This window comes from Sulfobacillus thermosulfidooxidans (genome assembly GCF_001280565.1).
Lineage (GTDB): Bacteria > Bacillota > Sulfobacillia > Sulfobacillales > Sulfobacillaceae > Sulfobacillus > Sulfobacillus thermosulfidooxidans_A.
Genome location: NZ_LGRO01000001.1, coordinates 1,073,083 through 1,095,569, shown reverse-complemented (window position 1 = coordinate 1,095,569; position 22,487 = coordinate 1,073,083). Strand labels below are relative to the sequence as shown.

Sequence of the window (22,487 nt, the reverse complement as noted above, 5' to 3'; positions counted from 1 at the left end):
GTTAAGGCCACAAGCGATTGAGAGTTCGCGCAAAGGGAATTGTTTCGCGAACATGATCCAAGCCGCAAATCCACGCCACGACTCGTTCAAGACCCATCCCAAAGCCACTGTGTGGAACAGAACCATAACGTCTAAGGTCAATATACCAACTATACACCGCGGGATCCAGGTGATGCTGACGAATTCGGTCTTCAAGAAGAGCCAAGTCATGAATCCGTTGGCTGCCCCCAATGATTTCGCCATATCCTTCGGGCGCAAGCATATCGGCTGCAAGGGCTAACTCAGGATCTTGAGGATCAGGTTGCATATAAAAGGCTTTTAATGACACCGGAAAATGAGTGACAAATACTGGACGATCAAACATTTCTGCTAAAGCCGTTTCATGTGGCGCTCCCATGTCTTCTCCCCATTGCAAATCAAATCCCACGGATCGTAAGCGGTCAAGTGCTTCACTATACGTAATACGCGGAAAAGGCGGTTTCACCTGCTCTAAACGCGTGATATCGCGTTCGATGGTTTGCAATTCATTGGCCCGGGTTCGCAAAACAAATTGCACGATGTAGCTGACGAGTTGTTCTTGCCACATCAAATTCTCTTCGAATTCGCAAAAGGCCATTTCCGGCTCAACCATCCAAAATTCCATCAGATGCCTGCGCGTTTTAGATTTTTCTGCGCGAAAGGTCGGACCAAAGGAATAGACGCGGCCTAATGCCATGGCTAATGCTTCCATGTAGAGCTGGCCGGACTGCGACAAATATGCTCGATCATCAAAATAATCAATGGGAAATAACGTCGTGCTCCCCTCCGCAGCTGCCGGTGTAATGACGGGAGGATCTGCCACGATAAAACCATTGTCGTCTAAAAACTGGCGGGTGGCATGAATTATGGCGGCCCGAATCCGCAAGATCGCGGCTTGCCGTGGACTTCTAATCCACAGATGACGATGATCCATCAAAAAATCCACTCCGTGCTCTTTAGGAGCAATCGGATAATTCTCACTAAGGCTAATTACCCGCAGGGATTCAACTTCCAATTCTACTCCGATGGGAGCCCTTTTGTCGGCATGAAGATGTCCTTGAACCCGTACAGCGGTCTCTTGGCTCAATTCAGACCAACTGTTCACCCCATCTAAAACCGCGTCGGGGCTCTTCACCACACATTGAATCACCCCTGTACCGTCTCGCACAACAATAAAATGAATCTTACCCGAAGATCTGTAATGGGTTACCCAGCCTTCAATCGTCACATCCTGGCCGACATAATCTGCGCTCGCATTGATGTAAACTTTGTTCATTCCTATTAAAAGCCCCCATGTTCCATATTGCGAAAGATGACAAGCCGTTGAATTTGATTGGTTCCTTCATATATTTGTGTGATTTTGGCATCACGCATCATGCGCTCTACTGGATAGTCGCGAATGTATCCATAACCACCTAATAATTGCACCGCATCAGTCGTCACGCGCATCGCCGTATCCGAACACATCAGTTTGGCCATCGCCGAATACCGGGTAACTTCCTTACTAGCGTGACTCTCAAATCCCGCTGTTTCAATGATTTCCGCTGCACGATACAACAATTGCCGGCTGGCTTCAATTTGGGTTTGCATATCGGCCACCATAAATTGCAAGCCTTCAAATTGGCTTAAACTTGTACCAAACTGCTGCCGTTGATATAAGTAATCTAAAGCTACATCAAGAGCTCCTTGTGCGATACCTAGAGCCTGCGCAGCAATACCTGGCCGTGTGCGGTCCAAAGTGCGCATGGCTATTTTAAACCCTTCGCCTTCTTGTCCTAAGCGATTGCTAGCATCAACCAACACATTATCAAATATTAATTGTGCGGTTTGGGATCCTTTAATTCCCATTTTCTTTTCGATGCGGCCTACAAAGACACCTGGCTGATCGAGTTCCACAATAAACGCTGAAATCCCGCGAGTTCCTTGCGACGGATCAGTGGAGGCGAAAACGACCATCGTCTTAGCGAGTCCCCCGTTGGTGATAAAGACTTTACTGCCGGTTAGACGATAGTGATCGCCCTCACGAATGGCACGTGTTTTTGTGCTCCCCGCATCGGACCCCGCTTCGGGTTCTGTTAACGCAAACGCAGAAAGTCTTTCACCCTGCGCTATGGCCGGAAGATAACGGCGTTTTTGGTCCGCGTTTCCGGCAATAAGAATGGGCATAGCTCCCAGGTGTTGTGCAGCAATGATGAGCGCGGATGTTGCACAGACCCTGGCGATTTCTTCCACTGCAATACAAAATGTCAGTAAGTCAGCCCCACCCCCGCCATATTCTTCCGGCATCGCCACGCCAAGCAATCCATATTCTCGAAACACCTCAACAATATCCCATGGAAATTCGCCCGATTCGTCGATCTCTTGAGCTCGGGGTTTGACCTTATCTTCGGCCAGCCGTCTAACTGTTTCCCGAAATAGTTGCTGTTCGTCACTTAATCCAACATTCGTAAGATTCGCCACGGGTGTCTCCCCCTGTCCGCCAAATATTCCAGTTTATTTTAGCATGTTTTCGCTGTTACAAGGGCAACGCCCCCGCTATCTCCGGCGGTCACCGGGTTACTTGGTCTTCGACCCATTCACCGGTGTAAGAATGTTTTTCATCATACGCCCCTGGATTTTCTTTGTGTGATTTCGCGAAATTCGGTAAAATAGTGGGTAAACCCGTAGGAATACGGAAAATGATTGTGGCCAGTCCATTAGGTAGGTCTATAGGGGGTGGCGTCATGCCTGCAAGCCGAGAAACCATTAGCATGCCGATATTACCAATCAAAGGTATTCTTTTTCCGGGCGCGAAAACCCGGCTGCGGATCCAGGATCCTGCGCACAAACTGATGGTGAACTACTGCATTCAACAAGATACCGCGCTGTGCGTTTGTAAAGAACGAGTGGGCGATGATAATCGGTCACAAGACATAGAACCATCTAACATCGGCACATCTGCGCGCATTTTACAGGCCCAAGACATCGAAGATGGTTCAATAGACCTCGAACTCACAGGGATTAGCCGCATTAGCCTCTTGTCATACCGACATGGCAATAAGTATATGGTTGGTCAATTCAAATATCTTCCCGACCTAGATGATTCTGTACCCACGTTGTTAATTGACGAAGCCATTGCATTAAGTTCTGAAATTTGGAGTTTTGTCACCACCGAAAGAACTCGACCGCAATTACCGACTGAACCAGAGGCACTATCCTATTGGATTGCTGCCCATGTACCCTTGACCGTAGAAGCCCAACAAGAATTGTTGGAGTTGCGTACAACCCGAACGCGATTGGCAAAAGAGGTTTCGATTTTACGATCACTCATGGATCATATGCGAACGGAACAAACCAGTTAGTCACGATAATGTCTTAACGATAATCATCGGAACTAAAAATCCTCTCAAGCACCGGTAAAATATGGTGAACAATCACCGATGCCCAATACCGGCGATTCAACGAAAACCGATCAATGTCTGAGCGAGGATCGAGGTCATAAAGGCTTGCCGAAATCTGGTTCAGAAAAGTCACCGTAAGATTTCCGGCATGATTTTTTCTAGGCCAATGAATTTGGACCGCCAACGGAAGAGTACGGTGGCGAATGGTCCACACGCCTGTATGTGAGCTCAGCTTATCAATCATCCAGGAAGAGCCCAAACGTATCCGGCGAGGAATACGCATTGCGGACAACCGCGGCCAAGAATATCCTTTCAAATTTTCTGTGGCCATTTCTTTCCAACGGCTTGCCCGTGCCCGTTCCATGAGTGACATCCATGTATGCCGTTCGCCATAAACATCAGGGGTCATTACGGACTGTAAATGAAAGATTGGAAAATGATGCATTTCTTGGCGCATGATTTTCACAGCATGGCGAGTGAGAGGCCTGGAATTTAATGTGTAATGCGCTTCGAGCCTGGTACCTTGTTTCCACCGTTTCAAAGACACCTGAGTGGACCACCATGGATTCCAACGGGGACTCGACCACTGCATTGTAGCCCGTAGTCCTCGGGGTTCAGGCCAATGAGAGACTCCGTCCCAAAATTGCGATTGATCACCAGAAATTTTCAGGCCTAACCAGCTGAGTCGAACGGGCAGACCTAAGATAGTATTGGGATTATGAAGCTGCTCTTGGCGCCAACTGACTTTCACAGGACGCGTGCCTAACCGATTGGCGAGTTGTTGCCACCATAGTTGTAATATGGGTTCATGGTTGTCTGCCGCATTAATACGCCATTCCTCCATGCCATAGGGATGCTGCCATTGTTCAAACACACCAAAATCCGTCCGAGCCGCTTGTTGTAGGCGCCCTTGCTCCCACCATTCAATCTGATCGAGTGTCCGCCATCCGGCCGGATCCCAACTATCAATAACATGCGACCAAATCCATGAATTGTGGGGAGCCCGGACAATCACAGTCCGTGGATTCCAGGCAATCCAAGCATCGCCCCCGCACGGGATAAATAGACTATCAGGACCTGATGCTACCAAAAAATGTAACAAATAACGCCAAGTTAATTGAACCTCCATGGGATTCAGCCAACCCTCCAGCTCGAGGGGGGACTGAGACCATGGAAGCCATGGCTCCAATTGTGTCAGGGTTTTTCCCTTTAATAGTAAGGTCCGCGCTGTGATATCTTTTTGAAGGCCCCTGAGCCATTCTTCCGTTTGCTGAACATCTGTCCAAAATCCTCGCGTAATCGTTGAGATGTTCGGCGAGAACTGCGCAATTAATTGCAAGGAATCTCCCACCTATGACCGTTATGACGTTATGACCAGTATATCAAAGTCGTGCCCGTTTCTTCGCCGGATCTATTCATCACGTGTCGTAGTCACCTTTTGGCGAATCGTGCATATGTTTCCAGTAGGAGGGAAAAAGATGGCAAATTTTCAAGGCAATTTGCCGGAGTATGCGTTCGGATCGCGGACGCTCCGGTTCGAAGTGCCCAATATTCGGGGCACCGATGTGAAAGTTTTTCAACGGATTTACGACACCATGTTAGAACTGATGAATCCGCCCCTGGGCCCTATGGGTTCACGAATTCTCATTGACGGAATCTTTGGTCCAGAAACTCACCAAGCCGTGTTAAATGTTCAAAGCTATTTTGGCATTGGCCAAGACGGCATTATCGGTCCACAAACTTATAACGTGTTAGGCCAAGACACCAAAGCTTATGGCGGCCCGGCATTTGGCAGTCGCCCTCTTGGTCTTGGTGACCAAGGCGGTGATGTGACGGTTCTGCAAAACCGTCTAAATTGTCTGTGGTACGCGGAGAAATTATCTGCGCCGGCTGATGGGCTATTTGGCAATCATACACAACAAGGTGTCCTGGCTTTTCAAGGCGATAATCTCACCTATCGTCATTGGACATTACCCTTTGATGGAACAGTCGATGCCTCGACTTTCAATATTCTATGGATTTCGGCGTTCACTGGCGGTCGCAATTTGCTTGAGGGAAGGAATGGATTTGATACCGCTGGATTACAAGTTATTCTGAAAAATCTGGCGTTTTATCGCGGACGCATTGACGGATATTATGGTCAAAAAACCCAAGACGCTGTCAAATCCTTCCAAAAGGTTGCCGGAATTACGGTCGACGGGATTGCTGGTCCCCAAACCTTTCATGCATTAGGTATAACCAACCGGGTTTTTTGGTATTCATCTGATGAGCGTCCCCGCTCTCTCATCAGTACATTGAATACCATTGTCGAAATTTCTTCCACCATTGATCCCATTAACCACGACAATAATCCTTACGCAATTACCATTGCGCCATACACCTTCGATGACACGAATACCGTTCTAAAACACGGCGACTTGGTGGTTTCAAACATTAACAATGCGTCTGGAGTTATGGGATTAGGAACGACGATAGAACGTATCGTGAATGGCCAACCTCAACGATTTTTCGGGGAGGCGAAATCCCCTATTGCTGTCGCTATCAGCAATTTAGGTCCACCCTGGATTGCCGATTACGGCTTGAATCCTAACGGTTCCGACGGAGTGGTCCAGGTCATTACCCCCAACGGGACCTTGTTTAGTGGAGGGAATATCCGGCGCCCGCTGTTTGCTGGACCCTGGGGCATGCAGTTCAATTTTGGGGAATTTTACGGCCTCGCTCCCGCCTTCTTTTCAACCAATGTGCTTACGGGTACCATTGATAGAATGACGCACTTTCACCCGTCCAATTTTAATGGAGATACCGTGGTTCGGCAAATCGGGTCAGGATTTGCCCATGTTGGCACAACCATTTCAACGGTTTTCGGCCCTCAAGGACTCGTGTGGCTTCCCATGGGTGACGTCCTGTACGTGGCCAATGGAGCGGATAGCCGTATTAGCGCTTTGTCACCCGCCACGACGACCTCATCTGATCTGAACAATGGGTTAACCGTTTATCATGGCGCTCCGTTAAATAAACCGGCCGGACTGGCATTAAATCCGGAAAATGGGCATCTTGTCGCGGTAAACCAAGGCAACAACGAAGCCATCGAACTAAATCCACGAACAGGACGCGTCATGTCACGAAAAACCTTGGACCCTACACCGGTAAATCCGGTGACGGGTCAAGGATCCGCCTTATTTGGCATTGCTATTGCTGTAGATGATAGTGGCGACTTATTAGTCTATTATACGGATGATAATACCAATACGCTCAACTTACTCAAACGCTAAGCGCATCGAGGGGCCCCTCTCTAGGCTCCTCGCTCCGTGTCAATCAGTTGTTGGGATGGCGTAAACGCCACACGGGATAAAGTGAATCCTAGCAATGTACTGGTAATCATGACAGCCGTAGCGAGTACTAACATCACCATAATCTGTAATTCCACGGCGGAGATAGGATTATCTCCAGCCAAAATAGCTCCTGTCATCATACCCGGCAAGGTAACCAGACCTACCGTTTTCATAGAATCGAGAGTCGGAATCATTCCGCTTTTTATGGACGGAGACAGGACTTGTTGAATGGCCGTTTCGGGTGTGGCCCCAAGGCTTAAATAGGTCTCGACCCAGTCCCGCTTAATTTTTAGGTCTTCAAGAAACCGGCTCAAAACCAATCCACTAGCAATCATGGAGTTGCCAATAATCATCCCGCCCACTGGAATAACATAGCGAGGAGTCGATTGGATAATGGTCAGAGCTAATAAAAGGGCTAATGTTAAAATGGTCCCGGAGGCAATCGCTAAAGTCGTCCACCAAAAAATTCTAGGAATTCCCCGACCTCGTCGACTGGCATTTTGACTGGCAATCAATATCATGAGCAATAACATTAGTAAGGTCCAATACCACTGGTTAGCTTGAAAAATGACATTAAGCACTAACCCGACAAGAAACAGTTGCCCAAAGGTGCGTACCGTTCCTTCAAGCAGATCCCGTTCCAGACCATACCGCCGTATGCGAGAAATGATCATGCCCATGGCAATAAGAACCAGCAACAAAATCAGTTTGCCTGGCGCCAAAGCTAAATGCATTTACGACAACACTCCTTGCTGAGAGGTCCCAAAGAACCGCTCAGTAATGTCCTGACCAATTTCATGCCATTGCCCGTGTAAAGCAACCGTCCCGGATTCTAAATATAAAATGTCATCCGCGTATCGCTCGACTTCATCCAAAAAATGACTCACCCAGATAACTGCTAAGCGACCCTGCCATTGTCGAAACAAATTTTGAATCAAATCCCCAATTTCAATGCGACTTTTCGGATCCAATGCCGCAGTGGGTTCATCGAGTAAAATCACATCGGGACGGTTGGCCAAAATTCGGGCTAGTGCAACCCGGTGACGCTCGCCTCCGCTGAGTTCACGAGCAGAGCGCTGTAAATAACTTTTGGGTAGAGATACCATATCCAGATAGTCTTCGGGATTGACTGTTTCTTTCCAAATCCGGGGACCGGCCAGAATATTATCCAATACGCTGCCTTCTAGCATAACGGCACCCTGCAACGCCAGACCCACGCGTTTACGTAAGAGAGGAATAGGCCATTGTTCGTAGGGTTTATCCATAAACCATCTTTGCCCGTGGTTCGGATCGTCTAACCGGTTTAAGAGCCTGAGCAACGTACTTTTTCCTGATCCCGATGGACCAACAATCATCAGCAGTTGGGACCGTTCGAGTTGAAAGGAAATATCACGAAGAATATCTTTTGGCGCATTTGAAGGCCGAAACGCTAAATGTTCGCACATAATAATACTCATGATGTTCTCGATTTATAGGGAAATCGAGTGCTTATCCCCCTTGCCAGATCATGTCTCAATCTCAACCCATCCAAAATCGCCACACACACAAAAACATACCTGTCAGAGAAAGTCCATGGGAACGCTGAAATTATTGACGCCATCGGATAATATAGACGCAAGAGGTGACCCATATGGCGGATGTTGATCAAAAAGAACTAGATTTATGGAAAAACTTTTTTACCCAGCATCCTATTGCTTATCAATTAATGGTCCATACCAAATTATATGGACCCGATACTCCCATGATTGTTCACAAGAGATTATTAGGACAGCGAAGCGGTTTGAGCATTGAAGAAATTCGCGATAACTACCAACTTTTATTAGAATTCGGCCTGATGGAAAAAACATCTGGCAAAGAATTAGACCGTAATCATTTGACGTCTTCAATAAAGAAAACCCTAAAACGACGCCAAAAATATCACACGCCCCGAAAAACCCATACCTATTATCAATTATCCCGCAAGGGAGAACTTGTCATCCGAAACCTGATCCAACGCAATATCCCTGATTCTATGGACGAGCGGTAATACTATCCACGATCGCATCAAATAGGGCGATACGCTGTGTCAAGGCAATCCGTGCAACCTCCCAGGCGCGTTGGATTTTTACGGAGTCGTGATGGCACAAATGATCGACCAGTTTTTTCGCCAAGGGTCCGTGACTATCGCTGTCTACCGCTATATGTCTGACCAAATAATAGCGAAAACGCTCCAGTTCCTGTTCGTTTCCTAATTGGTCAACGATTTTTAGAAACATTTGGGGAATGATATCTTCACGACCAAAAAAGAAGGCTGCCGCTACTTCATAGAGTTCTCCAGCCGTGGCGAGGGATAAATCCCAGTGCACAAATGTCTTAACCCGTTCATCAATGTTCATCGACCTTAAGGCCGCTTCCCAGTCTTTTTGGTGTTCCAGGCGAGAAATCCATGTCATAATCGGACGAATGTCCGCATGGACAGCTTTCATCGCTTCAAGATACAGGCTGAAATGACTGCCGTAACCGCCCAGTCCATCTTCATCAGATTCTTCCCCTAAAACAATTTCATTGACAAAACGGGTGTATAGTTCGTTCTCCCGGGGGATCCAAGGTATTGTAACCGTCGTCAATTCTTGCTGAAGCCTTTTTAAAAGACTCATAAAATCCCAGACGGCAAACACGTGGTACTGCATATACCGGCGTAAATCCTCCATATGCCGAATATGACTATAGACAGGATGTGTCAATAAGCTCGTGCGCAGTTGTTTCAGGTCATCGTCGATGTGATTATTAACCACTTATCTATCGTCTCCTTAGCGTTTACATCTTATCATAGTCTTGTGCCATCTCTTGAGCAGTGTATACTAATGACAAATGCTGTGCTAGTAGGTGAAACGATGTTAGTGGCATCTCAAAGATTTGAGCGTGTCAATTGGTCCAGTGTTGAATGGGATATTCGACAAAAAGGGTATTCAATTATACCGAAATGGCTAACAAAAGCTGAATGTTACACGTTAAGAGATTTATGGCAAACACCCGATTGTTTTTGCCCCCCTGTAGAAATGGAACACCATCATTTTGGTTATGGACAATACCGATATTTTCATTATCCCTTACCCGAATTTCTGCGGCAACTTCGTGAAAAAATGTATCCCTACTTGCGTGATATGGCTCACCATTTGTGGGATACACCCAAGAGCTATCATTATCCAGAAACGCTAGATGAATTTTTGGATCGCTGTCATAACGCAGGCCAGAACCAAGCAGGAGTCATGATGCTGCATTATCCCACTGGCGGATACAATTTGTGGCATCAAGATCGCCACGGTTCCCTGCTTTTTCCTTTACAAATCATATTAGTGCTTAGTGAATCTGGGCATGATTTTGAAGGAGGAAAACTCCTGGTGCAAGAAGAATATGCCCATAAACCCCCAGAGCGTCATATTATTGGTGGGAATATTGGAGATGTTGTTGTCCTCTGTACAGCTAGCCGTCCAAAACACGGCCACGGTCCTAAAAAATCAGAATTTTATCACGGGGTCTCTAAAGTTACAGCAGGTGAGCGTTATTCCCTGAGCTGTCTGTTTCATGATGAATGATGAGCCATCCCGCATGTCTGAGAATAGCGGTGAGGCCCGCTGTAGCACGCCAACACCACAAAACCGATGGGACAAGAATGCCATGAGCAATGAGCAGATTATTGAACAACTACAATCGTTTGGTTTTTCCCCAATTGAAGCCCGGGTTTATTTGACACTCGCAAGTGAGAAGAGCGCACTAACCGGTTATCAGATTGCGAAAATGGCTAATCTACCCCGTCCCAACGTTTATCCGGCCCTCAAGCGGTTGGTCCGCCGGGGAGCCTGCGTTGAACAACCGGAAGGCTCCTCGATTCGTTATATGGCGGTCCCCTTTACCGTCGTGGGCCAGAGTCACGTCAAGAACCTGCAAATGCAAGTCGAACAATTAGCTCAAATGATTCCTGAGCCTTCCGAGGAAAATATGGTCACACGAGTCGAGGGAACCGAAGCTCTTCTCGTTCATGGGCGCCGGCTCATTGAACGTGCCACAACCCATCTCGATGTCGGCTCATCCGTGGGGTTGATTACCCTGTTTGTCAATGACTTGGCTAAAGCCCGTGAACGGGGAGTCCATCAGCGCTATTTATGTTTTGATAATTGCCCGGTGCCTGGATGCGGATTATGTGTCGCCCCGCTTCCCATCACATTAGAAAATTTTCGCCAAACCGGATGGCTAACCATGATCCGTGATAAACAAGAAGCCTTAATTGTTACTGGCTATCCTGCGCGTCCTCAGGTTCTTCTCACAACGATGGAACCTGTGATTTTCAGTCTCAATATGCTGATTAACTTGCGAGAATCTCTGATATCCGTATCGAAAACACCGCATTAAAGATTAATATTTTGCCAAGGCGTCCAAGGACTTTGGATTATGACGGGTTGAATCGGTACGGGCCAGGATCCAAATCCTCCCCAATTTTGGAATCCCGGTCCGTAACCTGATTCCGTTATCGAAAATCCTGGGCCACTAATGCTAAAACTGGCTCCGGGTCCTTGCCAAATGACTCCTGAACCTGGTTGCCACTGATGGACCAGGTAACGCTGGCGCATCGCTCCCCGAACATCTTGAGTCGTAAACGCCCCTTGCTTCATCAACGTCGGTTCGACCCTCGCTTGCCCCGCTGGACCCGTCATAATGAGCGCATTGGCACTCGTAATGGCTTGACCATTTGCTTCGACATGTGAAAAGGTCACAGGTTGTGTTCGGGCTAAATGATAAAGGGACCCTTGCGTATTCGCCGGATCCTCAAAGATCCATTCCGCAGAGGTTTCCATCCCTTGGGCATATTGAGGGGAAACATTCATAGTGACCGTTTTAGTCCGGGACTGTCCCTGATAATTGGCAGTAATACTCAAATTCCATTGATTGGTACCAGCTGGGGCAATCGAAGCCGTGATGCTCGACCCAATGGGCACTGTCATAATATTTTGAGCATGATCGGGAAGTTTCTCGACAAACACGTCGGCTGTTGGGCCATTAGGGGTTTGTTGCTCAATCGTTCCGGTCTGCAACAAATCGTGACTATTTACCCCACCAAGCCCAATCCATTGGGCCGCAACTCCACGAGCACTGGTCAATTCCGGCACTTGCCAAGAAGCCGAAACACTTTGGTATGTCCCAGAATTCACCTCATATCCAGCCCAATTTTGAGAGCTTTGCACCGATGCTAACTTGGTCACAGGCGCATAGCTCACGGTATTGGCCGTCGGTGAAACAGACGACGGCATGACATTACGACTCAAAAGATGACCGTGTCCGTATAGTAAGAATGCTTCGATTCCGACTAATACGCCACCGGCGACGATTTCTTTCACGATACGTGTATTCATCTGACCAACCTCCTTCGTCCAAATCGCCCTCGTTCGTTATGTCTATCTAAACGCCTAATCGTTGCAAAACTGTTAACAAACGCGACATTTTGCTGAGGGTTGGCTGAAATTCATGTGCGTAATGTCCATAACGCGTTGGCAATAAGAGGCAAGGAATGGTCAAAACGATGATTGGTACGAAAATGATTCCCATCGTAGAGTTCATATTGATGGGAAATTTGATAGGTCACTAACTTTTGATGCAATTGAGTCGCACCATATTGCAATTGAAATTCATCAAAGCGTCCGGCATCAAAATATAACACCTGGAGCGAGGATAACGTATTCTGAACCGGGACTTGGTCAACGAGCCGAAGGGGATCCCACGCTATCCACTTCTGCCACACTTCTTTATCCATTTCCAGCGTGTCAAACCGCAATGGAAAGTCAGCGGGAAAATCTCGCTTCGACAAATTGGGACTATACACGGCTGCTAAACAAATGATATTCATCGCACTAATCCATGAAGATGGTTTATCGTCCCGCTTCAAAAACGCTTCGATAAAGGGCCCAATTCCTCCTTGGCTGTCTATTATTTGGTAGGCTTTAGGAAAATCGGGTAGATAAGACCATTCAAAAAACATGTCCCCTGAATGCGACGCCAGAGCTTGAAATAACTTGGGACGCATAATGACAGAAATCAAAGCCCCAAATCCTCCTGACGATTTTCCGACCACTGCTCGTGCAGAAACGGCAAAACGGGATTCAATTTGGGGACGCAATTCATCCCACAAATAAGTGGCATAAGGACCGGTCACGGGAGAATCTAAATACTGGCTTCCCCCAAGTTTTGTAAAGCAATCTGGCAGAACCGCCCGGATAGGACGCATTCCTTGATGAGTCAACCGAGTCAGACGGTCCAAAAAATTTTCTTGCCAGGGATTGTGGTTTAAATACGCGATTCCCCGTCCCGTATATCCTGTCAAGACCCATATCATGGGGAGTGGCTCATCAGGAGGAATATCCTGGGGGGACAAAACTACCGTTGTTCTTTGCGTGGGATCTCCTAACAAATTATCTTTTAAAGAAACACTATCTAGTGTAACAAAATGCGCCTCATATATATCACTTTTCATAATTCTCATGAATTCCTTCTCGTTCCAATTGCTGATGGGCCCACGCAATAATGGCATCATCCCCAGGATGAATGGGCGGACTTTGGATAATGCGTTGCCAGGTGACAACAACTTGATCATGCTGCCCTAATTTTTCGTAAGCTTCAGCCAAAGATTGCAGTACTTGAGGTAACGAATACTTATCCTCATCCGGAACAAGAATGCGTTTCCATTTCCGTTTTTGGGAGGTAATCTCTGTTGCCTTCTGATACTGCTGAACGGCTTCTTCAATCCGACCGAGTCGCATAAATAAATCTCCCAACCGTTTTCGGGCTGGTATTAAGTCTTTTTTTATACGATTGGCCATTCGATATTCGCGAATAGCATCTTCGATCCGGCCCAAATCTTCATAATGAACGGCGCGTAGATAGTGCGGTTCCGCTTTATCAGAGAATTTTGTCGCCACAATATCTCCCTCCTGCCGTTATTGTAGCACCGCTAGGATGATGACGCAGCAGAAGTGTTCGAGCCCTTCACTAAAGGAATCCAATGCCGCTCATGAGGGAGTTGATAATAGACACGTCCCATCCAATCAGGCCGTTTCGGATTAACCACAATCCCGACAAGTGTATTACGGGGTAAAGATAATCCCATAAGGCTAACACGTCGACGCATAATATATACTGTCATCGGATGATGATGCGGAGATTGGCTTAACCCAATTAATAAAATATAGTCTTTAGGCTTGAGACGGTGGTCGATCCAAGCCACGGCGCGTGGGTATCCACTGGCTCCGATTCTGGGGGCCAATACCGCACCACACCCCGTTAAAATAAGTAAAGCACTCAACACCATGACGAAAGAGGCGATTCCTTTCATATCGTTCTCCCTCCCTTCTAAGCTCTTCTCTTCTATTTTAAAAGTTTTGTGAGCCGGCAAACATTTCTTTGCGACAAGAAATTCGTTACTCCTCGGCATAGGAGTTGAAATTCTCCTAGTTTTTCAGGACAATAGCCAAAATAGCACAGATCAGGCGTGCCCCATAATTAATCCCTTGACCTTATGGGTAAATAAATACTTTTAAGAGGCAGGTATAATAATTGTGAGTTATGATATTGTAGTGGTAGGTAGTTTAGTCGTTGATCTTCCGGTTTATTTAAGTCACAGCCCACACTTAGGGGAAACCGTAGTGGCCAAAGACTCTCATGTCTTTCCCGGTGGGAAAGGAGTCAACCAAGCCGTTCAAGCCCTAAAATTAGGAGCCCGAGTGTTTTTTGTGGGACCTATTGGCCGTGATCCCCTCGGGGAGTTTATGCAACACGCCTTAGATGATATCGGACTCAAGGATCGTATTCTTCTGACGACTGATGCAATAACTAGCTATGCAATTCCGGTGATTGCACCGGATTCCCATTACATCATTCATGTACCAGGAGCCAATCAGCACATTACAGCGGAAGATCTCTTAACATTTGAGAACTCATGGCCTACAAGTCGCATCTTACTTCTCCAAGGCGAACTAACCGAAGCCGCCAATATGACAGCAATTGCCCTCATGCGGCATATGAATCCCCTTATTTTGCTAGACCCATCGCCAGTTGAACACATCAGCGATGCATTAATCCAATATAGTCACATTTTAACTCCCAATCAAGAAGAGTTAAGACAACTCGCGTCACGCTATGGGTGGACATCCCAAAATCCCGAATGGATTTGCAGACAGTTACTGGTCAGATTTTCTAACCTACACGCTGTGGTGGCAACTCAAGGCCGTCAGGGAACATTGTTGGTGACGAGAGATAATATTGAGCATATTTCAGCACTTCCTGTTGAAGAAAAAGATCCTACTGCGGCAGGCGACGCTTTTAATGGCGCCTGCGCTTATGCCTTGAGTCAAGGGGATTCATTGTATAATGCTTGTGTGTTAGCTAACACAGTAGGAGCCTACGCTGCTTCTCATTTGGGGGCCGTCACCTCTTTGCCGTCTTGGAACGACCTGAAAACCTTGTCTTCTCAGCGAAATTAAGAATTGTCTTTCAGGGTACTAGGACGTGATCGCCCCCTAACGCGCCGAAAATAATGTAAAGCCACCGGCGTAAGAATTCCTAGTCCGCCAAGAATTACAAAAAAGACATCAACCTGGTTAAATCGCTCCATCACCGCCAGAATTTTTCCGCTAAAAAAATACCCAGATAATGCCCATGCACTCACCCACAGTACTGCACCCAACACGTTTAAAGGAATAAATCGCGTCCAAATGATGCCATTAGCTCCAGCAATCCATCCATTTAACTGGCGAAGACCGTCAATAAATCGGGCAATGACGACCAACCACACGCCCCGGTGTAAAATCCAATGATTGAATCGTCTGAGCCATTCTTGACGTAATCCAATATACTGGGCAAAACGGATAAGCAAGCGGTGGCCGAATCGTAATCCCAAAAAGTATCCTAGAGTATCCCCGGTAATCCCGCCAAGAGATGCAATCACGATGACATCGACAATATTAAAGACTCGCTGACCTGCCAAGATACTGGCCGTTAGAACAATAGTTTCTCCAGGTAGAGGTAACCCAAAGTCTTCTAACAAGACCCCAAGGAAAATGGCGAAATATCCATAGTGGTGCAAAAAGGGTTCAACAGCCCGGATGAACCCCGGCAGAGCAACAGTATGATGCATAATGCCTCCGGTCATCAACTTGACGTCTGATATAACTTCCCTTCCCATAATGCCGACATCAAGTGAGAACGAGATGAAAATTTCCAAGCATAAATTCTTTATGATATTGCATAAAAATGCATATTGCCGTACACTGATAGAAAATTTTTAAGGAGCGATTTGTGTGCTCATTAGAGCAGCCCGTCCCGAAGATTTAGAAGATATTTACCGGCTCGTCACATACTACGCTAATCAAGGTGCGTTGCTTCCCCGCACACGCGAATCGTTGACGGCCCATTTGCCTCACCTGACTGTAGCCTATCAGAACAACCAATTGGCCGGAGTTGTAGCCCTTCATCGGTTAGAACCGACAGTCAGTGAAGTGCGCTCACTCGCTGTAGATCCGGCGTTTCACAAGCAGGGCATCGGACAAAAACTTGTTCTTTATGCTGTCCATCAAGCTGAAGAAGAAGGTTATCATAAAGTTATCGCCTTCACCCGGCAAGTGATCTTTTTTGAACACTGTGGTTTTCATGCTGTGCCGCGCGAAAGCGTTCCCGGAAAATATTTTATTGATTGCGTCGGATGTCCCATGTTAACGCATTGTGACGAAATTGCCATGGAAAGAGTGTTAACAGTGGACGCGGTTCGCACATCGCTCACCACAACGCCAGCGTCCTTGACCTAATCATTCCGATTAGCACCGGTTCAATAAACTATCACGCGCACATAGCCGTCATGGACGTAGGATCGCCACAGCTGCAAGCTGTTCTCTTCAATATGGTTCAACCCGGAAAAAATTGACAGACCTTATAACGCGGCAACGCCGGGTGGGGGGCGCGCCGCGTTATAAGGGTTACTCTACTTGATACCCCGCTGCAATCACGGCTTGTTTTAGTTGTTCCAACGATGTTTTGCTTTCGTCATATGTAATTTTTGCTAATTCTTGATCGAGACTCACGGACGCCGTTTTGACTCCGTCTACGCTTTTTAAAGCATTCGTGACCGTCATAACACAATGGTTGCAGGTCATACCTTTAACTCCGAGGCTAACTCGTTCCATAAAGATCCTCTCCTTTTCTCATCTTCATCTATTGTCGAATCCGTGGGAAAGATTGTTGCCCGCCACCTCATGCCTCATCAATAGCCATCTGACGGAGCATTAAAGAATTCGTCACAACCAAGACCGAGCTGAAAGCCATGGCAGCTCCGGCCAGGGCTGGTGAAATAAAGCCAAAGGCCGCTAAGGGAATACCAATAATATTATAACCTAACGCCCAAAACAGATTTTGACGAATTTTTCTCATCGTCCGGCGGCCGATGGTTAACGCTTGCCAGATCGTGATCATATGCGGTTTAACCAGGGTCACGTCGGCCGTATGTATGATTACGTCATTTCCATAGGCCACAGCTATTCCTACAAAAGCTTGGGCTATTGCAGGAGCATCATTAATCCCGTCTCCGACCATGGCCACACGGGCACCAAATTTTTGCCAAAGTTCGACAAGACGCGCTTTGTCTACCGGGGACAACTCCGCATGGACATCACGAATGCCAAGAGACCTGGCCACGGATCGTGCTGACATTTTTCGGTCACCTGTCAACATACTGACGCGGTAGCCATCAGTGAACAATCGTTGTATAGTTCTTCGCGCATCGTCCCGAATCGGATCAGCAATGGCGAGAGCGCCATATACTATCCCACCCACTGCTACAAAAACGATCGTGGCACCGCGTTTCATCAGCGATTCCATCGGCGTCTGATCCCATTGCCGAGGCAGAAATACCCCGTACTCGGTTAGCAGGGACATGTTCCCAACCAGGACCGTTCCTTGACCGTCTAAGGACTCGGCTACCATTCCTTTGCCTGGCTCCGTAAAAACATTATCTACGGCGGGAACATGCTCTAATGAACCGGCCACTTCTCTTGCCCGTTGTACTATCGCCCGACTCAACGGATGATTGGACTCTTTTTCGACACACGCAGCCCAGTTCAGAATATCCTCTGCGTTCATACCCTCCACTGGAAAGATTGCAATCACCTGGGGATGTCCAACAGTAAGAGTCCCTGTTTTATCCACTGCCACATAGTCAACCTGGCTAAGTCGTTCCAAGGCTTCACCATTCCGGTATAAGATACCGTGACGTGCTCCGACTCCAGACCCCACCATAACGGCGGTCGGCGTGGCTAATCCTAATGCACAGGGGCACGCGACCACTAACACCGCAACCCCATGAAGCAAGGCGTCTGTCCAGTCCCGGGTTAAGGCTCCTGTAATCAAAAACGTTACCATCGCCAGAGCCATCACTGTTGGCACAAAGACATTACTAATACGGTCGGCAAATCGCTGAATCGGGGCCTTGCCTGCCTGAGCGTCTTCCACCGTCCGCACAATTTGGGCCAAGACAGTGTCTTGGCCAATCTTCTGTGCCGTCATAACAAATGCCCGTTCACCTTGGTGAATAGTTCCTGCCATAACATATTGTCCAGGATCCCGGACCTGCCACTCGGGTTCACCCGTTAATAACGACTCATCAATGAGCCCTTGACCTTCTCGAATCATGCCGTCGACGGGAATTTTATCCCCAGGTCGGATCTGAATATCATCCCCAATTTGAATTTGATCAATATCCCGCAGGACAAATGTATTCTGTCCCGGAGATCTGACAGGCGCTTGTTCCGGCCGTAAAGCCAATAAATCGGCAATGGCTTGGCTAGTTCGCCCCTTTGCGACACTTTCCAAATACTTTCCCAATAAAATCAATGTAATTAATGTGGCCGAAGAATCGAAAAACAAAGGCCCATGTGTGATCCAATTTACTGTCGAGAATCCCCACGCAGACAATGTTCCCATCGCTACTAATACATCCATATTGGCATTGCCATGACGTAGATTTTGATAAGCTCGTCGGATAAAAGTTAATCCCGGGCCCCACTGAATAATCGTAGCTAAAACAAATTGCCAGGTGGTATTCGCCAACCACCTGGGTCCCACGGGAACAATCATATTCAGCATAATAAGCCATAGCGGCACGGTCAGACTCAAAGACAATATCAGGCGATTCAACGCTCGCGTACGTTCCTGTTCCTTAGAATCTTTGCCGTGTGAGCTCCGCAATGAGACACTAAATCCGTGATCCTGTAATATATTCACCACATCATCTATCGATGTAACTCCTTGCAATAAGGATATCGTAGCTGTAGAATCGGCGACATTCACAACCACCTTATATACGCCATGAATTGCCATGCACGTTGTTTCAAATTTCATCCGTAGGGGTGTCTCCTCTAATCCCCCCACAGTTAATTGGTAGTTTTCAAGGCGGACATGATAGCCGATCGCGTTTAATGCGTCGACAAATTGGCGGGGATTCACCTGTTGCGGATCGAAAACAATATTGGCCTTTTCTAATGCTAAATTGACTTCTGCCCGTCCGACTCCCGGTAAGTGATTCAATTCTTTTTCGACACGCAAGGAGCAACTGGCACAAGTCATTCCGCCAATATCTAGACTAATTTGATGATGGGATTTACCGCGCGAGGCTTGTTGTGCCATTGATGCCACCTCTTTGACAACAGTTTGGCGTAATCCTGGATGTTCTAGGGACCGAAAATGATTAATCCCTGGCACCGTTGTCCAATATTGTTATGTTGTATGGGTATGCTTGTTTGCTCATATCATGTCTTCAAAGCTCATGATTTTTTGCTGAAGTCAAAAAACTTCTCGATTAGGAAGAGTTTTCTTCAGCGTTTCTAATTATCTGTATAATGAAACTGTTGAATCTTTTTTGGCTTTTATGAAGTTGCTTCTGAAAGGAGGCTGCAGTAATGGAAGTCCCTATGTTGCCTATGCGCTTTTTACATCGCGCCCGGTCTCTCTATCCCCAGAAAACAGCAATAATTTGTCATCAAGTAGAAGAAACCTATGAAGATTTTTCCCGTCGCGTGAATCAATTATCCCAGGCACTTCACCGTGTTGGGGTAAAGCAAGGAGACCGCGTAGCCTATTTGGCACTAAATTGTCACCGAATGATTGAGGGCTATTATGGTGTTCCTCAAATTGGCGCCATATTGTTATGCCTTAATATTCGCTTGCATCCTGAAGAAATTGCATTCATTATCAATGATGCTAAGCCCAAGGTCCTTATCGTCTCGCCTCAATTGCTCCCGTTATGGACGGAAATCGCAGACAAATGCCCGAGTGTACAACATGTCTGGCTCATGGAGCCCAGTGTATCTCCTAGTCTCTTGCCAACCTATGACGACATGCTGGCTTATGAATCTCCCGAGCCCCCTAATGTCCCTGTCATTGATGAAAATGATGTCGCTGAGCTTTTTTACACATCAGGAACGACCGGATCCCCCAAAGGCGTGATGATGACCTATAGAAATTTGTATGCTCATGCTCTTAGCACGTTGGCCACCGTCAATTTTAATGATGAGGTTATCCAAATCGTCGGCACAGTCCCTCTTTTTCACGTCAATGGATGGGGTTCTCCCCATTATTTAGTCGCAGTCGGAGCGACCCAAGTTGTGGTTCCCCGATTTGACCCTGAACTATTTGGTGAGGCTGTCCAACGAACCCGGGCTACGCATGCCTTACTGGTCCCTACAATGCTCAATAGCTTGTTAAATTCACCGGCTCTGGACCATTACGATTTCTCTTCGCTACAGCAAATTCTTTTAGGGGGAGCAGCCACTGCCTATTCCCTTATCGAAGAAGCGCGCAATCGTCTCGCATGTGAATGCATTGTGGGCTATGGCTTAACCGAAACGTGCCCTATTGTTTCCATTGCCTATGTTAAGTCATCGCTGAGGACCTTGCCGCGCGCAGAACAAAACCGATTGCAATCCCTAACCGGTTTACCGGCCGTAGGTATTGACGTCGAAATTTTTGATTCTTTGGGACAGCCGTTACCCCACGACGGTCAACATCCAGGCGAACTCGGGGTGCGTGCGGATAGTGTGATGAAGGGCTATTGGAATCGACCTGAGGATACCGCCAAAGCATTTCGAAATGGATGGTTTTTGACAGGCGACGTCGCCGTTATTGATGCGGAAGGCTACATCAATATTGTTGACCGCAAAAAAGATATTGTCATTTCGGGCGGTGAAAATATCTCCAGTTTGCATGTCGAAGATGTTTTATATGCACATCCTGATATCTTAGAAGCCGCGGTAATTGGCATTCCCGATCCCAAATGGGGAGAAATTCCCCATGCTATTATCGTGCCTAAAGCAGGCCACAACATATCCCTGGATCAATTGCAAGCGTTTTGCCGCGAACGCTTAGGAGGATTTGAAGTCCCCAAGTCATGGGAAATCGCAGAAAGCTTACCCAAAACAGGCACAGGCAAAATCATGAAGCATGTCTTACGGGAGAAGTTCCGGTCCCCATCACGATAGTAATGGCGATAAGCTGCCTTGGCCTGGTAATAGACTATGGGCCAAGGCAGTGTCCTTAATCAACACGGTCAATTAGACTCGTCCGCGGAGCCTAACTTGCTTGAACATCTTGCCATTCTCAAAAGCCACTCGGCTGGGATAGTTGAGGGCACTTTGATACGCCTTAGCCATATCCAACAGGCGTCGATCACTCTCGGACGTCGTATCCAGTTTGAGCTCGGCGGTCAGTATTGTCTTCACAGAATCGTTCTACAAAAAATCCTGAGAATTCAACAGCAAGAGCGGTGAACGGCTTCTTCATCGGCCTAAACGCCGAGGTTTCCGCGCCGTGAGATCGGTTGAACTTCATAGCCTTTTGGGGTCCAAACCAGCTTTTGTGCTTGTATATCCATGTGTGGCCATAAAACCGTGGAAATCCGGTTAAACTCTGTTGTCGAGCCAGTGGTATAAAACGTTAACGATCCCCCCGGCGAGACGCGTAGCGGCCCCAATACTTCTTGTAAATGTTTGGCTGTTTCATAACCTGGATCAATAATCACAGCCCGGTTTCCCACTTCCTCATAAAAAATCCGCTCCATATGCGGAAAATGAGTACAACCTAAAACTACGGTATCCACCTGATGCATAAACACGGTATGTAGACATTCTCGCACAGCCATCCGAGCCTGTTCGGTTTCGGTTTGTCCAGATTCGGCCATGGTCACCAATACGGGGCATGGCCACTGCACGACATGCGCCTGATGATTACATTGTTCAATAGCCTTGCGGTACACTTCAGATTTATAGGTCGCATACGTCGACAATATCCCAATGCGCCCCGTAACACTTGTATGCACCGCTTTTTCTGCCCCAGGCTGCACCACACCAATTACAGGGACAGGAGATTGTGCCCGGGCAATGTCTAATGCTGCGGCCGTCGCCGTATTACATGCAATAACGACGGCCTTCACCTCTTGCTTAATAAAGAATTCTAAGAATCGAAGAAATAAGTCACGCACTTCATCTAAAGAGCGTGACCCATAAGGAAAATGATCGGAGTCCGCACCATAAATAAAGTGTTCTCCGGGATAGAGCGCCCAAGCGCGCCGTAAAACTGTTAATCCACCCTCTCCGGAATCGAAAATGGCAATGGGTCGGTTGGCCACAGACATCCTCCTACGGTTCAAGACACATTGGCCCTATTATACCCAAGAGCGCTGGGGACGCAATCA

22 protein-coding genes are annotated in these 22,487 nt (G+C 47.3%); 8 read left to right on the top strand and 14 right to left on the bottom strand.

Annotated features, from left to right (window positions below; all coding sequences use genetic code 11):
• Window position 1 precedes the first annotated feature (1 nt).
• Window positions 2-1,294, bottom strand: coding sequence for an asparagine--tRNA ligase (gene asnS, locus AOA63_RS05640; RefSeq protein ID WP_053958786.1), 1,293 nt, complete (start codon window positions 1,292-1,294; stop codon window positions 2-4).
• A 5-nt stretch (window positions 1,295-1,299) separates the two neighbouring features.
• Complete coding sequence (locus AOA63_RS05635) at window positions 1,300-2,478, bottom strand: acyl-CoA dehydrogenase family protein (RefSeq protein WP_053958785.1); 1,179 nt, start codon at window positions 2,476-2,478, stop codon at window positions 1,300-1,302.
• 263 nt (window positions 2,479-2,741) lie between these two features.
• Between AOA63_RS05635 and AOA63_RS05630 the strand changes: the two genes are divergently transcribed.
• Window positions 2,742-3,359, top strand: a complete 618-nt coding sequence (locus AOA63_RS05630) for an LON peptidase substrate-binding domain-containing protein (RefSeq protein ID WP_053958784.1) — start codon at window positions 2,742-2,744, stop codon at window positions 3,357-3,359.
• Window positions 3,360-3,372: 13 nt separating this feature from the next.
• Here AOA63_RS05630 and AOA63_RS05625 read toward each other — a convergent pair whose 3' ends face one another.
• On the bottom strand, window positions 3,373-4,737 hold the full coding sequence (locus AOA63_RS05625; protein ID WP_053958783.1) for a hypothetical protein: 1,365 nt from the start codon (window positions 4,735-4,737) through the stop codon (window positions 3,373-3,375).
• A gap of 139 nt (window positions 4,738-4,876) precedes the next feature.
• Here AOA63_RS05625 and AOA63_RS20355 point away from each other — a divergent pair, with 139 nt between their 5' ends.
• Complete coding sequence (locus AOA63_RS20355; protein WP_053958782.1) at window positions 4,877-6,670, top strand: peptidoglycan-binding protein; 1,794 nt, start codon at window positions 4,877-4,879, stop codon at window positions 6,668-6,670.
• Window positions 6,671-6,690: 20 nt separating this feature from the next.
• Here the strand turns inward: AOA63_RS20355 and AOA63_RS05615 are convergent, their stop codons facing one another.
• Together AOA63_RS05615 and AOA63_RS05610 are read right to left on the bottom strand one after the other, a co-directional pair.
• Window positions 6,691-7,464: an ABC transporter permease gene (locus AOA63_RS05615; RefSeq protein ID WP_053958781.1), complete on the bottom strand. Its 774-nt coding sequence runs from the start codon at window positions 7,462-7,464 to the stop codon at window positions 6,691-6,693.
• Window positions 7,465-8,187 (bottom strand): ABC transporter ATP-binding protein, encoded by a 723-nt coding sequence (locus AOA63_RS05610; protein ID WP_082343770.1) that lies wholly within the window; start codon window positions 8,185-8,187, stop codon window positions 7,465-7,467.
• A gap of 173 nt (window positions 8,188-8,360) precedes the next feature.
• On the opposite strand from AOA63_RS05610, the gene AOA63_RS05605 reads away from it, so the two are divergent.
• The gene (locus AOA63_RS05605; protein ID WP_053958779.1) at window positions 8,361-8,756 is read left to right on the top strand and encodes a DUF2250 domain-containing protein; all 396 of its coding nucleotides are present in this window, start codon (window positions 8,361-8,363) and stop codon (window positions 8,754-8,756) included.
• Here AOA63_RS05605 and AOA63_RS05600 read toward each other — a convergent pair.
• Window positions 8,740-9,504, bottom strand: a complete 765-nt coding sequence (locus AOA63_RS05600; RefSeq protein WP_242848280.1) for a DUF3050 domain-containing protein — start codon at window positions 9,502-9,504, stop codon at window positions 8,740-8,742. The two genes, AOA63_RS05605 and AOA63_RS05600, sit on opposite strands and share 17 nt — an antisense overlap.
• A 69-nt stretch (window positions 9,505-9,573) precedes the next feature.
• Here AOA63_RS05600 and AOA63_RS05595 point away from each other — a divergent pair, with 69 nt between their 5' ends.
• Together AOA63_RS05595 and AOA63_RS05590 are read left to right on the top strand one after the other, a co-directional pair.
• A complete protein-coding gene (locus tag AOA63_RS05595) occupies window positions 9,574-10,305 on the top strand; it encodes a 2OG-Fe(II) oxygenase (protein WP_053958778.1) in 732 nt (243 codons plus the stop codon).
• A 13-nt stretch (window positions 10,306-10,318) separates the two neighbouring features.
• Window positions 10,319-11,119, top strand: a complete 801-nt coding sequence (locus tag AOA63_RS05590; protein WP_206742811.1) for a TrmB family transcriptional regulator — start codon at window positions 10,319-10,321, stop codon at window positions 11,117-11,119.
• Here the strand turns inward: AOA63_RS05590 and AOA63_RS05585 are convergent.
• The 4 genes from AOA63_RS05585 to AOA63_RS05570 all read right to left on the bottom strand — a co-directional run bounded on the left by AOA63_RS05585 (window position 11,116) and on the right by AOA63_RS05570 (window position 14,090).
• On the bottom strand, window positions 11,116-12,117 hold the full coding sequence (locus tag AOA63_RS05585; RefSeq protein ID WP_053958776.1) for a G1 family glutamic endopeptidase: 1,002 nt from the start codon (window positions 12,115-12,117) through the stop codon (window positions 11,116-11,118). The genes AOA63_RS05590 and AOA63_RS05585 overlap by 4 nt on opposite strands.
• A 110-nt stretch (window positions 12,118-12,227) precedes the next feature.
• Window positions 12,228-13,232, bottom strand: a complete 1,005-nt coding sequence (locus AOA63_RS05580; RefSeq protein ID WP_053958775.1) for an alpha/beta hydrolase-fold protein — start codon at window positions 13,230-13,232, stop codon at window positions 12,228-12,230.
• Window positions 13,222-13,677, bottom strand: coding sequence for a tetratricopeptide repeat protein (locus tag AOA63_RS05575; RefSeq protein ID WP_053958774.1), 456 nt, complete (start codon window positions 13,675-13,677; stop codon window positions 13,222-13,224). The genes AOA63_RS05580 and AOA63_RS05575 overlap by 11 nt, the downstream gene beginning before the upstream one ends.
• Window positions 13,678-13,709: 32 nt before the next feature.
• Window positions 13,710-14,090 carry a hypothetical protein gene (locus AOA63_RS05570; protein WP_053958773.1) on the bottom strand — a complete coding sequence of 127 codons (381 nt, stop codon included), beginning with the start codon at window positions 14,088-14,090 and terminating at the stop codon, window positions 13,710-13,712.
• A 223-nt stretch (window positions 14,091-14,313) separates the two neighbouring features.
• Here AOA63_RS05570 and AOA63_RS05565 point away from each other — a divergent pair, with 223 nt between their 5' ends.
• Window positions 14,314-15,237 carry a ribokinase gene (locus tag AOA63_RS05565; RefSeq protein WP_053958772.1) on the top strand — a complete coding sequence of 308 codons (924 nt, stop codon included), beginning with the start codon at window positions 14,314-14,316 and terminating at the stop codon, window positions 15,235-15,237.
• Here AOA63_RS05565 and AOA63_RS05560 read toward each other — a convergent pair.
• The gene (locus AOA63_RS05560) at window positions 15,234-15,890 is read right to left on the bottom strand and encodes a DedA family protein (protein WP_053958771.1); all 657 of its coding nucleotides are present in this window, start codon (window positions 15,888-15,890) and stop codon (window positions 15,234-15,236) included. The genes AOA63_RS05565 and AOA63_RS05560 overlap by 4 nt on opposite strands.
• A gap of 163 nt (window positions 15,891-16,053) precedes the next feature.
• Here AOA63_RS05560 and AOA63_RS05555 point away from each other — a divergent pair, with 163 nt between their 5' ends.
• Entirely contained in the window at window positions 16,054-16,557 is a 504-nt protein-coding gene (locus AOA63_RS05555; protein ID WP_053958770.1) for a GNAT family N-acetyltransferase, read from the top strand.
• A 168-nt stretch (window positions 16,558-16,725) separates the two neighbouring features.
• Here AOA63_RS05555 and AOA63_RS05550 read toward each other — a convergent pair whose 3' ends face one another.
• A complete protein-coding gene (locus tag AOA63_RS05550; protein WP_053958769.1) occupies window positions 16,726-16,932 on the bottom strand; it encodes a heavy-metal-associated domain-containing protein in 207 nt (68 codons plus the stop codon).
• Between the two features lie 67 nt (window positions 16,933-16,999).
• Window positions 17,000-19,426 carry a heavy metal translocating P-type ATPase gene (locus tag AOA63_RS05545; RefSeq protein WP_053958768.1) on the bottom strand — a complete coding sequence of 809 codons (2,427 nt, stop codon included), beginning with the start codon at window positions 19,424-19,426 and terminating at the stop codon, window positions 17,000-17,002.
• A 272-nt stretch (window positions 19,427-19,698) separates the two neighbouring features.
• Between AOA63_RS05545 and AOA63_RS05540 the strand changes: the two genes are divergently transcribed.
• Window positions 19,699-21,276: a long-chain-fatty-acid--CoA ligase gene (locus AOA63_RS05540; RefSeq protein ID WP_053958767.1), complete on the top strand. Its 1,578-nt coding sequence runs from the start codon at window positions 19,699-19,701 to the stop codon at window positions 21,274-21,276.
• Window positions 21,277-21,581: 305 nt separating this feature from the next.
• Here AOA63_RS05540 and murI read toward each other — a convergent pair whose 3' ends face one another.
• A complete protein-coding gene (gene murI / locus AOA63_RS05535; protein ID WP_053958766.1) occupies window positions 21,582-22,421 on the bottom strand; it encodes a glutamate racemase in 840 nt (279 codons plus the stop codon).
• Window positions 22,422-22,487: the final 66 nt, after the last annotated feature.

Bases quoted from the DNA above. Each gene is read 5' to 3' on its own strand.
- asnS (WP_053958786.1), bottom strand. From the start codon at position 1,294: ATGAACAAAGTTTACATCAATGCGAGCGCAGATTATGTCGGCCAGGAT.
- AOA63_RS05630 (WP_053958784.1), top strand. From the start codon at position 2,742: ATGCCTGCAAGCCGAGAAACCATTAGCATGCCGATATTACCAATCAAA.
- AOA63_RS20355 (WP_053958782.1), top strand. From the start codon at position 4,877: ATGGCAAATTTTCAAGGCAATTTGCCGGAGTATGCGTTCGGATCGCGG.
- AOA63_RS05615 (WP_053958781.1), bottom strand. From the start codon at position 7,464: ATGCATTTAGCTTTGGCGCCAGGCAAACTGATTTTGTTGCTGGTTCTT.
- AOA63_RS05610 (WP_082343770.1), bottom strand. From the start codon at position 8,187: ATGAGTATTATTATGTGCGAACATTTAGCGTTTCGGCCTTCAAATGCG.
- AOA63_RS05605 (WP_053958779.1), top strand. From the start codon at position 8,361: ATGGCGGATGTTGATCAAAAAGAACTAGATTTATGGAAAAACTTTTTT.
- AOA63_RS05595 (WP_053958778.1), top strand. From the start codon at position 9,574: ATGACAAATGCTGTGCTAGTAGGTGAAACGATGTTAGTGGCATCTCAA.
- AOA63_RS05590 (WP_206742811.1), top strand. From the start codon at position 10,319: ATGTCTGAGAATAGCGGTGAGGCCCGCTGTAGCACGCCAACACCACAA.
- AOA63_RS05585 (WP_053958776.1), bottom strand. From the start codon at position 12,117: ATGAATACACGTATCGTGAAAGAAATCGTCGCCGGTGGCGTATTAGTC.
- AOA63_RS05580 (WP_053958775.1), bottom strand. From the start codon at position 13,232: ATGAAAAGTGATATATATGAGGCGCATTTTGTTACACTAGATAGTGTT.
- AOA63_RS05570 (WP_053958773.1), bottom strand. From the start codon at position 14,090: ATGAAAGGAATCGCCTCTTTCGTCATGGTGTTGAGTGCTTTACTTATT.
- AOA63_RS05560 (WP_053958771.1), bottom strand. From the start codon at position 15,890: ATGCATCATACTGTTGCTCTGCCGGGGTTCATCCGGGCTGTTGAACCC.
- AOA63_RS05550 (WP_053958769.1), bottom strand. From the start codon at position 16,932: ATGGAACGAGTTAGCCTCGGAGTTAAAGGTATGACCTGCAACCATTGT.
- AOA63_RS05545 (WP_053958768.1), bottom strand. From the start codon at position 19,426: ATGGCACAACAAGCCTCGCGCGGTAAATCCCATCATCAAATTAGTCTA.
- AOA63_RS05540 (WP_053958767.1), top strand. From the start codon at position 19,699: ATGGAAGTCCCTATGTTGCCTATGCGCTTTTTACATCGCGCCCGGTCT.